Source organism: Bacillota bacterium (assembly GCA_012839765.1).
GTDB lineage: Bacteria > Bacillota > Limnochordia > DUMW01 > DUMW01 > DUMW01.
This window is the reverse complement of sequence record DUMW01000080.1, coordinates 1-13,402: the sequence shown is the minus strand read 5'-3', so window position 1 is coordinate 13,402 and position 13,402 is coordinate 1. Positions and strand designations below refer to the sequence as shown.

Below are 13,402 nucleotides of genomic sequence, written 5' to 3'. Positions count from 1 at the left end.
TATTATGTCGATATGTTACCATGAACATTGGTTTTCAGAAAAAATGCAAAAAACTCATTGACATGTTCCCGTAAACGAAAGGTGCAAAAAATCAGCCCAAGACATCAATCCGAGCGGCTCGTGCCAAGGGGAAGCCCACTTACTTGACCTGGGTGTGTATACTTTTACTGGTGACGGGGGTTATGTGGAGCTGAGGTGTTTGCCCGATGGGAAAGGTTTTATCCGGGCTGCCGATGTAGTCTTTGAAAGGGTTACGCGGTAGTCCCATGGGTGTGTAGGACAGAGTAGGCTACGTCCGAAGTCAACCCCGTTGCTCTACTAGAAAGCTTCGAACCCTACTTGGGCTCCCCTGGGGAAGGCAAATTATCTTGCTTTCCCCAGGGGAGCCTTGACTAATTGGCCCTTTACAATCCCTGGTGATTGTGCTAACATATTGGAAATCCCGGAAATCATGAAAATGTGAGGAGAAGAGGACGGATTACATGTCTGTACGGGGGATTAGAGGAGCAATAACGGCAGAAAACAATGATAAGGATTCTATTTTCGTCGCAACCCAAGAACTGGTGCGACAGGTGATCGTGGCTAATCAGCTTGCCACCGAGGACATTTGTAGTATTATCTTTACCGTTACCCAGGATCTTGATGCAGCCTTCCCTGCCACCGCGGCCAGGGCCTTGGGTCTAGACTTAGTACCCATGATCTGTTCTTACGAGATCGCGGTGCCGGGCAGCTTGCCAAGGTGTATTCGCCTGCTGATGCATGTGAATACAGAAAAGAAACAAGACGAAATCGTGCATGTCTATCTAAAAGGGGCAAGATCTCTGCGTCCGGATCTGGTATAGTAGATGGTAAAGTATAACAAGAAGGAGAGAAGGCCTACTGGCCGAGGAAGATGAAGTATCCCCAAACTCGTAAGTGTATCGACAGAATCACCCCCTATGTACCGGGAAAGCCCATCGAGGAGGTCCAACGGGAACTGGGTATCTCCGACGTTATTAAGCTGGCTTCTAACGAAAACCCCCTGGGACCTTCGCCTCTGGCGGTTCAGGCCATGGTGGATGCGGCGGCAAACATGGCCCTCTACCCCGACGGGGCTGCCTTGGCCCTGAAGGAGAAGCTAGCTGCCCATCTGAACGTACCCGTAGAGTCCTTGGTGGTGGGTAACGGCTCCGATGAGATTTTGAAGCTCATCGCCGAAGCCTTCGTGGATAGCGAGGATTCAGGAATTTACGCAGATCCTTCCTTTAGTGAGTATGCTTACGTATTGCGCCTGATGGGGGCCCGGGAAGTGGCGGTGCCCTTAGTAGATTTCACCCATGACCTGGAAGCCATGGCCCAGGCGATGGATGAGACTACCAAGATCGTCTTTGTGTGCAACCCCAACAACCCCACCGGCACCATTGTCGATGAGGCAAGTCTGCGGGCCTTTGTGGACAGGATTCCCGAGGATGTCTTGGTGGTCATCGACGAAGCCTACTACGAGTATGTTGATGATCCCAGTTATCCCCAGACGGTGCCTTGGGTGTTGGAGCGACCTAACGTGGTGGTGACCCGCACTTTTTCCAAGGTCTACGCTCTGGCGGGCCTGCGGGTGGGTTATGCGGTGGCTAACCCCAAACTGGCCGCGGACATCAATCGGGTAAAGGAACCCTTCAACGTCAATAGCATGGCCCAGGTGGCCGCGATTGCCGCCTTGGCGGATCAGGCCCACGTACAAAAGAGTGTGGAAGTCAACCGCCAGGGGAAAGAATACCTGTATGCGGAGTTTGAAAAACTGGGTCTTGCCTATGTGCCCACCCAAACAAACTTCATCTACGTGGATTTGGGTAGGCCCAGTGCCGATGTATATCAGGCATTACTCCGGCAGGGAGTGATCGTCCGTCAGGGAGATCCCTTCGGTCAGCCCACTTTTATCCGGGTGACCATCGGTATCCCCGAGCAGAACCAACGCTTTGTGGAGGCCCTGCGGACACTGTTCTAAATTGTTATTTTTGTTGATCAAGACCAAACGAGGTGTCGGCCATGATTATTGTGATGGAGCCGAAGGCGGGTACTTCGGAACTGAATCATGTGATTGAGCGGCTCAAGGAATTAGGCTTCGAGGCGCACCTGTCCCAAGGGGTGGAAAGGACCATCATCGGTGCCATCGGGGACAAGACCAAGATTAACGTGGAGTTTCTGGAGGCCATGCCTGGGGTGGAGCGGGTCCTTCCCATTTTGCAGCCCTTCAAGCTGGCCAGCAGAGAATTCCGACCTGAAAGATCCCAGGTGAAGGTGGGGGACGTGGTCATCGGTGGGGAGCAACTGGTGATCATGGCGGGGCCCTGCGCCGTGGAAAGCGAGGAACAGCTTTTGGAAGCCGCGGAGCAGGTGAAGGCCGCGGGTGCCACCATTTTACGGGGTGGCGCTTTCAAACCCAGGACTTCCCCCTATTCCTTCCAGGGTCTTGAAGAGGAGGGGCTTAGACTCTTAGCCCTGGCCCGGGAGAAGACGGGGTTGCCCGTAGTGTCCGAAGTGGTTAACCCCCGGGACGTGGAGTTGGTTAGCCAGTATGTGGACATGCTGCAGATCGGGGCCCGCAACATGCAGAACTTCACCCTCCTGCGGGAAGTGGGACTTACCAGAAAGCCGGTGTTGCTTAAGCGGGGAATGTCCGCGACCATCGAGGAGTGGCTTATGGCGGCGGAATACATCATCTCCGCGGGTAATTTTGATGTGGTCCTCTGTGAGCGGGGGATCCGCACCTACGAGACGGCCACCCGCAATACCCTGGATCTTAGTGCCGTGCCCTTGATTCGGGAACTCAGCCATTTGCCCATCATCGTGGATCCCTCCCATGGCACCGGGAAAAGGCGTCTAGTCACCGCCATGGCCCGGGCAGCAGTGGCCGCGGGAGCCGACGGGCTTATGGTGGAAGTGCACCCTTGCCCGGAAAAGGCTCTGTCCGATGGTCCCCAGTCCCTGCGTCCCGACGAGTTTGCCGCGTTGATTGGGGAAGTAAGGAAAGTGGCCCAAGTGATGGAACGTCGTCTGTAGGAAGTGGACCTATGCGGAAGGTTGTCATTGTTGGATTGGGACTGATGGGGGGGTCCCTGGGGTTAGCCCTCAGGTGTCGTACCGAGGATGTTTACGTCATCGGGTACGATACATCCCCCGAAGTCTGTCAAGAGGCTTTGAGCTTGGGCGCCGTCGATCAGATCGCCTCTACGGCGGCGGAGGCTTTCTCCTTTGGTGAGGTGGTCTTTTTGGCCACCCCCATTCGGGGGATTATGGAGTATCTAACGGTGGCTGCCCAGTATTGTCCCCCCGGGAGTGTCATCAGTGATCTGGGCAGCACCAAGGAACAGATTGTGGAGACGGCCCGCCGGGTCCTGCCCCCGGGGGTTACCTTCATCGGAGGACATCCAATGGCCGGCAAAGAACGTAGTGGCATCACTGCCGCCAGTCCCCATCTGTTCGAAAACGCCGCGTATATCCTCACTCCCTTTACGGACTGCCCCAAAGAAAACCTGACACGGTTGCAGGCTCTGGTGGAGGATACTGGTGCCTTTCCGGTTATCCTCAGTCCCCAGGATCATGATCTGATCGTGAGTGTGGTCAGTCACCTGCCGCACTTATGCGCGGTGGCCTTGACCCTGACCGCAGGCAAACTCAGTGGGACCTATCCCGAACTGTTAGCCTTGGCCGCGGGTGGCTTTCGGGACACCACCCGGGTGGCCTCAGGGGATCCGGGGCTTTGGCTTCAGATCCTGGAGACGAATAAGGGGCATATTCATCGGGCCATTGAGCAGTTGAAAGAAGTTCTAACGGATCTGCAAAGGGCTTTGGCCGAGGACGGCGAAGTACTATACGAAAGGCTCCGTGCTGCCAAGGTCCTGCGGGATGAGCTGCCCAGGCACAGCCGGCGGCTCACCAATTATTATGAGCTGACCGTGCAGGTGGCCGATGAACCGGGAGCCATTGGGGCCATTGCAGGGATTTTGACCGAAGAGAAGATTAATATCGCGGATATTGAGATCATGCGGGCCAGGGAGGGCGAGGCCGGTGTGTTGCGGTTGGGATTCAGTGATGAGCAGCAACTGGATCAGGCCCTCAAGGCCCTAAGAAGTCGCGGACATCTGGTAACGCGGCGGACCTGAGTGGGAAGGGGGAACCGGGTGGTACCCGGAGTTGGTCTATGCTGAAGGTGAAGCCAGCCAAGGGATTGCAAGGACAGTGTCGGGTACCGGGGGACAAGTCCATCTCCCACCGGGCCCTCATGTTAGGTGCCATTGCCCGGGGGACTACCCACATCCAAGGACTTCTGGAGAGCGCGGATTGCCTAGGAACCCTGGAGATTTTGAAGTCCCTGGGCAGTGATATCACACGAATAGGTCCCGGTGAGTATATTGTACAGAGCGTGGGGCAGGATCAATTGCGGGAGCCAGAAGAGGTCCTTGATGCGGGAAATTCCGGCACCACCATCAGGCTGCTTTTGGGCCTGGTCAGTACCCGACCCCACTTTTTTGTGTTCACTGGGGATGCTTCCCTGCGCCGGAGGCCCATGGATCGGGTGGTAAAGCCCCTCAGGCAGTTGGGGGCCCAGATCGATGGCCGGCAAGGGGGAATGTATGCACCCATAGCGGTCAAGGGTGGGCCTTTGCAGCCGGGGCATATCCAGAGTCCGGTGGCCAGTGCCCAAGTGAAGTCCGCTGTGTTGTTAGCCGGTTTGGGGATTCCAGGGACCACTACCGTTACGGAGCCAGCCTTGTCCCGGGATCACACCGAGCGGATGTTAACCTACTTGGGGTGTCCTGTGGAGCGGGAAGGTACGACCGTGGGGGTTACGGGACCCAGGGAACTGGAGGCCCGACCTATCACTATTACTGGGGATTTCTCATCGGCGGCATTCTTGCTGGCGGCCGCGGTACTGTTACCCGACAGTGTTGTCACTATTGAAAACGTCAATCTCAATCCCACCAGAACTGGATTCTTGGAAGTGCTCCGCCGGATGGGGGCCCAGGTGGAAATCGCTAATATCCGGGAGGTGTGCGGTGAACCGGTGGGGGACATTACCGCTAGATCTAGCTCCCTACAGGGATGTGAGATCGGAGGCGATCTCATTCCTTGGATCATCGATGAGTTGCCCCTGGTGGCCCTGTTGGGCAGTCAGGCCCAAGGAGAGACCCTGGTGACCGATGCCGCGGAACTGCGGGTGAAAGAATCGGATCGAATTCATACAACGGCTATGGAGTTGGGCAAACTGGGATTGAAGATGGAGACCTTTCCCGATGGGTTCCGGGTGCAGGGCGGCCAGATGTTGCAGGGGGGCCAGTGCAGCAGTTGCCATGACCATCGGATCGCCATGATGCTGGTGGTAGCGGGGCTATTGGGCCGGGAAGAAACCTGGATTGAGGCTCCCAAGTGCATTGGAATCTCCTTTCCAGGGTTTGTGGATCTGCTGAACGAGCTGTGTCTTGAACAATGCGTTGAAAGTTTTTAGCTGGCATTAAGAGGAATATTTGGTTTTTCCGAGAATATATGTACATGAAGACTTGTTGATATCGCGAATTGAGGTAAAGGTTGCAGGGAATGGTTGATAAGTTGTCTATTGCAATTGATGGTCCTGCCGGTGCTGGTAAGAGCACTGTGGCCAGATTGGTAGCAGAGCAGTTGGGGTATCAATATGTTAACACCGGTGCGATGTATCGGGCTTTCGCTTTAAAGGTGGCCGAAGCGCGCACCGATTCATCAATCCCTCCAGAGATCTGCGCTCTTCTTCAAACGACCTCCATCGATCTGAAAGGCGACCAAGTCTACCTGGATGGCATAGATGTATCTGAAAAAATCCGCAGCACAACAATCGGTGCCTTAGCCTCAGATATTTCCACGCTGCCGGAAGTGCGGGAGCAGATGGTACGTTGGCAGCGGGAGATGGCTAAGGATAAGGGTGTGGTAATGGACGGGCGCGATATCGGGACGGTGGTGCTTCCCGATGCCGATGTGAAAGTGTTCCTCACCGCCAGTCTCGAGGAACGGACCCGCCGACGTTTTGAGGAAATGCGGGCCAAAGGCCTGGAAGTCAACTGGGATGACGTTGAGGCTGAGATCATAAAACGGGATGAGCAGGATAGCTCCCGGGCTGTGGGTCCATTGAAACCGGCGCCCGATGCGGTGATTTTAGATTCCACCGATCTTAATATATCCGAAGTGGTCGGTAGAGTTATAGATTTGTGCAAGAGGAGACTTGAGTCTTGTTCTACAGAGTAGCCAAGGTCATTGTATGGACAATTCTAAAGGTGTTCTTCTGGCTCAAAATTGAAGGGCAGGAAAACGTACCTCCGGAAGGCCCTTTGATTGTGGCGGGTAACCACGTCAGTTATCTTGACCCCTTGGTGATTGGTGTTGGTATCCCCCGGAGACTGTACTTTATGGCGAAGGCGGAGCTGTTCGACGTTCCGGTGTTGCGTACGCTGATTGTGAAACTAGGTGCCTTTCCCGTGCAGCGGGGGGGAAACGACCGACGGGCCATCGCCAAAGCCTTGGGGATTCTGCAGGACGGACGGGTTTTGGGTATTTTCCCCGAAGGGACGCGGGCCGAGGATGGAGAACTCCTACCGGGTCAAAGCGGTACCGCTGCCCTCGCGCTGAAGACTGGCGCTACCATTTTGCCAGTGGCGGTCAGCGGTACGGAGAGAATACTCAGTAAACGCCATTTTTTCCGGTTTAGTCGAATTGTCCTTAAGATTGGTACACCAATACCTGTTGAACAAGAAAAACGGCTCAACAAAGAACGGGTGGCGAGTCTGACTGCGCGAGTGATGGAGAGCATTGGAGAGTTGTTGGAAGCGCGCTGAAGTTGTTTGAGGAGCCAAGGAAAAAGAGTAAAGGTAAAGGAGGGACGTTGTTACAGATGGAGATCTTGATTGCAGAGAAGGCTGGGTTTTGCTTTGGGGTGAAAAGGGCCTTTGATTTAACCCGCGAGGCCGCCAGCCAAGCCGCTGGACCGATCCATGTCCTGGGACCACTTGTTCACAATCCCCAAGCCATTGCCTTATTGGATAAACTCGGCGTGTCTACTGCATCAGATCTAGAGGAAGTGTCGGAGGGTACCTTGGTGATTCGCTGTCACGGAGTTCCTCCCAGCGTGATAAAGGAGGCCAAGGACAAAGGCCTCACCGTCATCGATGCCACTTGCCCCTTTGTGGCCCGGGCCATTGAACTGGCTAGGCGCCTCAAGGATGAGGGGTATCCGGTGGTGATCGTCGGGGATCCGGAACACCCGGAGGTGGTAGCAATCAATGGCGCCACCGACAACCAAGCGGAGGCAATCAAGGAGCCTGAAGATTTGGTTGATGGGCACACCTACAAGCGGGTGGGTGTCTTAGCTCAGACGACCCAAACCCTGCAGAACCTGCAGGATTGTGTGAGCAAATTGCTGGAACGGTCCCAGGAAGTGCGGGTTTACAATACAATCTGTACTGCCACAAGTGAACGGCAGGCCGCGGCACTACATCTCGCCCAACAAGTGGATGTGATGCTAGTGGTGGGCGGTCGAAATAGTGCAAATACACGGCGATTGGTGGAAATCTGCGGAGATGTGAACGCCAGGGTGTACCACATCGAGGAGGCCCATGAGATCGAACCAAGTTGGTTTCAGGGGGCCAAGAAGGTGGGTATTACCGCTGGGGCGTCTACGCCTTCGTGGATAATTGAGGGGGTACTAGACAGAATGACTGAACTAAACAAGGAACTGGACACATTGCAGGAAGAACAGGTGGAAGAGGTTAAGGCTGAAGAGGTACAGGCCGAAGCTTCTGACGCTGCGGAAGGGGCAACTCAGGCGGCCGTAGAAGAGACGGCCAAGGCCACCGTGGAGCAGCAGTTGGCAGATTACGAAAGCAGTTTCGTGAATCTGCAACCGGGCCAGATCGTCACGGGCCGGGTGGAGCAAATCGGTGCCGATGAGATCATGGTGGATATCGGCTATAAGTTCGAGGGAACCATTCCCATCAAGGAAGCGGGCAGCGAGGAGCTCCATGTGGGAGAAGAGATCGAGGTTTACGTCGCCAAGGTGGAAGATGACACCGTGTTGTTGTCTAAGCGGCGGGCCGATCGGGAAAAGGCCTGGAAGAAGCTCCAGGAAGCCTATGAGAATGGTACCACCATTGAGGCAGTGGTAAAGGAACGGGTAAAAGGCGGTTTGCTGGTGGATGTGGGTGTCCGGGGCTTCATCCCTGCTTCCCATGTGGATATGGGCTACGTGGATGACTTGGACAAGTACGTCAAGGAGCATGCTACCTTTAGCCTGAAGGTAATCGAACTGGACCGGGCCAAGAACAACGTGGTGCTATCCCGGAAGCAGGTGCTGGAGGAGGAGTACGAGAAGGCTAAGAAGCGGGTCTTCGAGGAACTCAAGGAAGGCGATATCGTCAAGGGTGAGGTCCGGCGACTCACTGACTTTGGTGCCTTCGTAGACATTGGTCACGGTGTGGAAGGTCTGCTCCATGTATCCGAGATGTCCTGGGGTCGTGTCCGGCATCCCAAGGATGTGGTGGCGGTGGGTGACACCATCGATGTCATGATCCTGAAACTGGAACCTGACCGGGAACGGATCTCCTTGGGTCTGAAGCAGACCAAGCCCGATCCTTGGCACAATATCTCCGCGCGGTATAGAGTGGATCAGATCGTAGAAGGAGAGATTACCCGGATCGTCGACTTCGGTGCTTTCGTGCAGCTAGAGGAGGGTGTAGAGGGTCTGGTGCACATTTCCCAGCTGGCGGATTACCATGTAACCCGGCCTGAGGATGTGGTGACCACCGGTGAGAAAGTACGGGTAAAGATCCTCAACATCGATGAGGATGCCCACCGGATTGGGCTAAGCCTGCGGGATGCCCAGGAAGGCTCCTCCCAGTCCCAACCGAAACAGGAAGAGCCGGTCCCCGAGCCAACGGATAATGGCAACGTCACCATAGGCGATGTGGTGGGAGACCTGAGCAGTCTCTTCGAAAAGAAGAGCGAGTAGGCGCGAAGTCTTTCGAAGGGCAATGTGCTTTGGCATATTGCCCTTCGATCCTTTCCGGCTTGTTTTGCCAAACCTATTCCTGGATTTCCGCCGGGGGTATGGCAGCTTCCATGGTAAGCTTGGGGGGAACCAACTCCGTTAGAATGCCGAAGCCAACCATGAACGATGGCTTCGTCTTTGGCAGGGAAGATGGACTGAAAATTGGCTTCGACCTCGAGTTTAGTCCCCGTTTTATTCCAGCTTTGCCTAGACTGGACGTACAGCTTATCAAATTCCTCCCGGCTTGTGGTTATGGTTCCATGTGTAGTCACTGTGAATCCATCCCTCGCACCCACGGGTACACTGAAGAATACCTCTAATTCCGGTGCAAGGCATGGTGCGAGGACGGTGCCGTACCCAGTACGTAATCGGTGAAAAAGGCCACCGCCCTGTTCTGTGATGGTAGGTTTCCTCCCGGTTGCTAATGTCAAGAGGGGCGAAATCTTTCGGGGTTGGTGCGGTGCGGGTTGCGGTTGGGTCGGGTTGATACGAAGTCGTTTCACCAAAGGGTGCTGTTGTTGCGCGTTTCAGGAAACCCTCGGTGGTGAGGAAGCAATGGCGGCCGTTCCAGTAGGATGGACAATGAAGGTTGCTTTCATCCAATTGATCTGGTTTGATCCCTAGTTCTTACAGGAAGGGGGGTAAGGTCGATGGAGTGGTCCTCCATGAATTCCAGCAGGTCTGCGGCCTGGTATTCCGACAGGATGATCAGATCCGGTAGCTCCTTGTTGAGGATGCGGATCACCGGTTCGTCCATGGGCACCCGAAGATATCTGGCGCTTCTTCTACTTACTACCTTACATACTATGCCAGTTTGTGTTAACAGATTTGCTGCTGAGCCTGCTAAAACTCTCTCACGATGAACCCGCCGGGACAAAAGCAGTTTGGTCTTGTGAAAAGCGCACTGATTTGAGCGATCCTTGGGAGATCCGGGTTGAAAGCTTCGGGCGATGTTGACTTGCTTAGGCCACCTTGGAGTGGATAGTCAATCCGTTGTCTTGGAGGCCGAAACGTTTTATGGGAATTCTTACGATCTCTTGTTCGCGGGCTCAAAGATGTGCAGCTAGCTATCAGCGATACCCATGAAGGGCTCAAGGATGTCATTTGCGCTGTGTCCCCGAAACCCTAAGGGCCCCGCAAAGTGGTGGAAGAGTTGGAGCCCTTTGTCTGTTCAGGCCATTACCTCCTCATGAACGGAGTGGACCACCTGGAGGCCCAGGAGAATTTAACCAGGGTTCTGGAAAATTTGAAGAAACATTGTGCGGCAGAATTGGCAGGTTTGGAGCTAATGCACAGCCGGCTGGAGGACTATGTACAGCAGGCAGGAAGTAGCTTGGGTTGGGACGGGCGCAGGGCGGCCCAGCTTTCTGTGCCGGAACTGGTGGGCGAATTGCGGGAAGGAAGGGCCTACTTCGCTGTGTCCCACACCCTATCTAGCCGGGTGTACCTCAAACAGGAGAACGTCCGTCTGTCCACCGTCCTGGAAGCGGTGCTAGAACCCCTCCAGACTTTGCGGGTGGTTACGGGGATTGGCGGACCGGATCGGGAGCTTTTGGACTATCTATGGCGACGGCTTCTGGAAAACCACCCCCACGATAGTATCTGCGGGTGCAGTGTGGATGTGGTTCACGAAGACATGATGAGCCGCTGGCGGGAAGTGCGGGAGATCCTGGAGGACGGTCTGGCCCGGGAGTTTCACCAGCTAGTCCGCAGGGCCCAGATCGCGGGATTGGCCCAGGAGGATCAACTCCTTTTACTTTTCAACCCCTCCCAGGAGAAAACCAGCAGCTGGGTCGAAGCGAAAGTCTTTATCCCCAGGGATTGCGGCGAGACCTTTGCCCTGGAGAGCCTAGAGGGAAGACCCGTCCCCTATACCATTCTTCGGCGGAAGCCCGGGTGTTGGCGCTCTTTAAGTCCGGTAAACCTGCCCGGTGTGATCCAGGGAACGGAATTCCAGATCGGCTTTTTCGCCGAAGACTTGCCCCCCTATGGTCTTGCCTTTTACCGGGTGCGGGTGGGACAAAGGGCAGTGATCCAGTGGTCTAACCCTTGGGGCGGTGCTACTTTGGAAAATGATCTTGTGCAGGTTACGGTGCGGGAGAATGGCACCATCGATCTTTTGGATAAACGAACCCAGAATCTTTTTGCCGGCTGTTTGCTCCTGGAGGATGGGGGAGATGCGGGGAATACGTACCTCTATCGGCCGCCTATCCGGGATGAGCTGTACACCAGCTACAATGTGCGGGGGGAAGTGAAACAGGTATTACGCACCCCAGATGTGCAAAGATGTGTCATCTCCTTTACCTGGGACTTGCCCGAAGGGTTGGTGGCAGGGTACCAAGAGCGGTCTACGGTGAAGGTGCCTGTGCCCTTCGAGATCGCTTTGACCTTGGCCAAAAACTCCCGCCGGGTGGATGTGGAGATTACCTGCCAGCACCGGATTAGGGATCACCGTTTGCGTCTGGTTTTCCCCACGATGTTTTCTTCTGTCCGGGGGAAGGTGGTCTGCGATCAGGTATTGGCCGGGGTCCAATATGATGTGGTGACCCGTCCGGTACCCACCGTAGAAGGGGTGGATCCCACCAAGGTTCATCCTAGCTGGCATTGGCTGGCCTTGGTGAAGGAAGGGCAGACCGCAGGTCTTGGGGTCTTCCACGAGGGACTGCATGAATATGGGTTCACCCGCATCGACGGCCGGGTGGGCCTGGCCATCACTTTGCTGCGGGCGGTGGAGTGGCTGTCGGGGGAGCCGATGGGCCAGTATCCCTACCTTCTTGAGGAGGAGCGGGTACCAGGAGCCCAATGCCAAGGGGTGCACACTTTCCGCCTGGCCCTTTCTCCCTTTGGCGGGGACGGGGAGGAGGAGAAGACGGCTTTGTACAGGGAGGCAAACCAGTGGCTAGCGGGCATTTACGCCTACTCTTACCCCCTGGACCGCTTTCAGTGGGAGACGGGCCGTCCCTGGCGGAACGACTTTCCGGAGAAGACCAGGTTCCTACGGGAGGATGGCGACGCCGAATTGCCCTGTTTGGATGCTTGGCAGAGCCTGTTGGAGCTTCGGGGAGAAGGGGTGGTGCTGAGTGCTATCAAACCGCCGGAAAATGGCAACGAAAGCAATTCTTTGGTGATCCGCTGCTTTAACCTGCGGGATTTCCGTACCGAAGGTCAGCTGGTCCTGCCCACGGCGCGCATCAAAGGGGCTTGGCGGTTGAACTTGGCCGAGGAAAAACAAGCCCCGTTGTCCCCGCAGGGCAGTGGTGTCAGCTTCTTCCTGGAACCTAGGGAGATTGTGACGATTCAGCTGGAAATGGAACCACTGGGGACCTAAGGTCTGTCCAGACTTTGGAGCCGGGAAGGCAGCGAGTTTGCCGAAAGTGTTATCAGAAAGAACCGCCCAAGGGAGAGCTCAGGCTCTCCCTTGGGCGGGCTGTACTCTGGATAGAGCTTGTCCCTTTTCGTGTGACACCCTTAGGTTAGGGTGATCTTCACCGGTGTGGGGTTTGCCAGATTATCGCTTACTGGACAACGGTCTTCCACCGTTTCTAACCATTTGGCCACGGTGGCTTCGTCGGCGGTGGTCTTCGGTGAGATCTTCACCCGGATTTCCTGGAAGCCGGCCCGTTCATCGGTGGCCTTGCCTGAAAAACGCGCCGGGTTCAAATCCCCCTCCAGTTCAAAGTCAATTCCCTCCAAGGGCATATTCATCTCCTTGGCTACCAGATGCCCCACTACACTGAGGCAACCAGCCAATGCGCCCAGGACGTATTCCACCGGTGTAGCTCCCTCGTCGGTTCCTCCAATGCTCTTCGGTTCATCTACAATGATCTGAAAGCTGCGTGCAGTAACCACCGTCTTCGTTGGGTTGGCACTACTGGCTTTTACCCGGTAAGTGGCCATGTCGTCACTCTCCTTAGGGTTGTTGTAATGCAACATTAGTATGCCTTGGACTAGGGTTCCACACGGCTTGTTTTCGGGGGAAACCCTTCAGGGAAAGTTTGGTTGTCCCCCAATGATTATATCCCTTTCGGTGATTTCCAGCAAGTGCCCTTTATCGGTTCAAGGTGGACCGTAGTATGCCTACGTCCCTTGGGAAAAGAAGCGGCCCGCAGCCCGTTTGTTTTACACTTAGTCTGAAGAAGGAACCACAAGGAACCCCGCATCGCGTCGAGTTTTGAGGGGCTTATTTTTTTTGCATTTTTATCATTTTTATGTATAGTAAAGTACGGTAAACCGTGGTATAATAAGAGGTATCTATGCCTTAGGGGAGGAATACGATGAACCTCAAACAGTCCCGAAGAAAGAACGGTAGAGTATACCTCACAATCGAGAAGGCCTATCGCGATGCGAACGGTAAACCAC

At 55.2% G+C, this 13,402-nt stretch carries 12 protein-coding genes; 10 read left to right on the top strand and 2 right to left on the bottom strand.

The features are described 5' to 3' along the window. Window positions 1–482 precede the first annotated feature (482 nt). The 8 genes from aroH (at window position 483) to GXX57_07920 (ending at window position 9,004) form a co-directional block, all read left to right on the top strand. Window positions 483–842, top strand: a complete 360-nt coding sequence (gene aroH / locus GXX57_07955) for a chorismate mutase (GenBank protein ID HHV44583.1) — start codon at window positions 483–485, stop codon at window positions 840–842. Between the two features lie 50 nt (window positions 843–892). After that, on the top strand, window positions 893–1,981 hold the full coding sequence (locus GXX57_07950) for a histidinol-phosphate transaminase (protein ID HHV44582.1): 1,089 nt from the start codon (window positions 893–895) through the stop codon (window positions 1,979–1,981). Between the two features lie 41 nt (window positions 1,982–2,022). Then, window positions 2,023–3,036 (top strand): 3-deoxy-7-phosphoheptulonate synthase, encoded by a 1,014-nt coding sequence (gene aroF / locus GXX57_07945; protein HHV44581.1) that lies wholly within the window; start codon window positions 2,023–2,025, stop codon window positions 3,034–3,036. Window positions 3,037–3,047: 11 nt separating this feature from the next. After that, window positions 3,048–4,139, top strand: coding sequence for a prephenate dehydrogenase (locus tag GXX57_07940; GenBank protein ID HHV44580.1), 1,092 nt, complete (start codon window positions 3,048–3,050; stop codon window positions 4,137–4,139). Between the two features lie 38 nt (window positions 4,140–4,177). Next, complete coding sequence (gene aroA, locus GXX57_07935) at window positions 4,178–5,482, top strand: 3-phosphoshikimate 1-carboxyvinyltransferase (protein HHV44579.1); 1,305 nt, start codon at window positions 4,178–4,180, stop codon at window positions 5,480–5,482. A gap of 89 nt (window positions 5,483–5,571) precedes the next feature. After that, a complete protein-coding gene (locus tag GXX57_07930; protein HHV44578.1) occupies window positions 5,572–6,249 on the top strand; it encodes a (d)CMP kinase in 678 nt (225 codons plus the stop codon). After that, window positions 6,234–6,836, top strand: a complete 603-nt coding sequence (locus GXX57_07925) for a 1-acyl-sn-glycerol-3-phosphate acyltransferase (protein HHV44577.1) — start codon at window positions 6,234–6,236, stop codon at window positions 6,834–6,836. The genes GXX57_07930 and GXX57_07925 overlap by 16 nt, the downstream gene beginning before the upstream one ends. Window positions 6,837–6,904: 68 nt before the next feature. After that, window positions 6,905–9,004: a bifunctional 4-hydroxy-3-methylbut-2-enyl diphosphate reductase/30S ribosomal protein S1 gene (locus GXX57_07920; GenBank protein HHV44576.1), complete on the top strand. Its 2,100-nt coding sequence runs from the start codon at window positions 6,905–6,907 to the stop codon at window positions 9,002–9,004. Between the two features lie 634 nt (window positions 9,005–9,638). On the opposite strand, the gene GXX57_07915 is transcribed toward GXX57_07920, so the two are convergent. Next, window positions 9,639–9,800 (bottom strand): hypothetical protein, encoded by a 162-nt coding sequence (locus tag GXX57_07915; GenBank protein HHV44575.1) that lies wholly within the window; start codon window positions 9,798–9,800, stop codon window positions 9,639–9,641. A gap of 231 nt (window positions 9,801–10,031) precedes the next feature. On the opposite strand from GXX57_07915, the gene GXX57_07910 reads away from it, so the two are divergent. Beyond that, window positions 10,032–10,172: a hypothetical protein gene (locus GXX57_07910; protein ID HHV44574.1), complete on the top strand. Its 141-nt coding sequence runs from the start codon at window positions 10,032–10,034 to the stop codon at window positions 10,170–10,172. A gap of 159 nt (window positions 10,173–10,331) precedes the next feature. Then, entirely contained in the window at window positions 10,332–12,371 is a 2,040-nt protein-coding gene (locus GXX57_07905; GenBank protein HHV44573.1) for a hypothetical protein, read from the top strand. Between the two features lie 140 nt (window positions 12,372–12,511). Here GXX57_07905 and GXX57_07900 read toward each other — a convergent pair whose 3' ends face one another. Continuing rightward, window positions 12,512–12,940, bottom strand: a complete 429-nt coding sequence (locus tag GXX57_07900; protein ID HHV44572.1) for an OsmC family protein — start codon at window positions 12,938–12,940, stop codon at window positions 12,512–12,514. Window positions 12,941–13,402 lie beyond the last annotated feature (462 nt).

Bases quoted from the DNA above. Each gene is read 5' to 3' on its own strand.
- aroH (HHV44583.1), top strand. From the start codon at position 483: ATGTCTGTACGGGGGATTAGAGGAGCAATAACGGCAGAAAACAATGAT.
- GXX57_07950 (HHV44582.1), top strand. From the start codon at position 893: ATGAAGTATCCCCAAACTCGTAAGTGTATCGACAGAATCACCCCCTAT.
- aroF (HHV44581.1), top strand. From the start codon at position 2,023: ATGATTATTGTGATGGAGCCGAAGGCGGGTACTTCGGAACTGAATCAT.
- GXX57_07940 (HHV44580.1), top strand. From the start codon at position 3,048: ATGCGGAAGGTTGTCATTGTTGGATTGGGACTGATGGGGGGGTCCCTG.
- aroA (HHV44579.1), top strand. From the start codon at position 4,178: ATGCTGAAGGTGAAGCCAGCCAAGGGATTGCAAGGACAGTGTCGGGTA.
- GXX57_07930 (HHV44578.1), top strand. From the start codon at position 5,572: ATGGTTGATAAGTTGTCTATTGCAATTGATGGTCCTGCCGGTGCTGGT.
- GXX57_07915 (HHV44575.1), bottom strand. From the start codon at position 9,800: ATGGACGAACCGGTGATCCGCATCCTCAACAAGGAGCTACCGGATCTG.
- GXX57_07905 (HHV44573.1), top strand. From the start codon at position 10,332: ATGCACAGCCGGCTGGAGGACTATGTACAGCAGGCAGGAAGTAGCTTG.
- GXX57_07900 (HHV44572.1), bottom strand. From the start codon at position 12,940: ATGGCCACTTACCGGGTAAAAGCCAGTAGTGCCAACCCAACGAAGACG.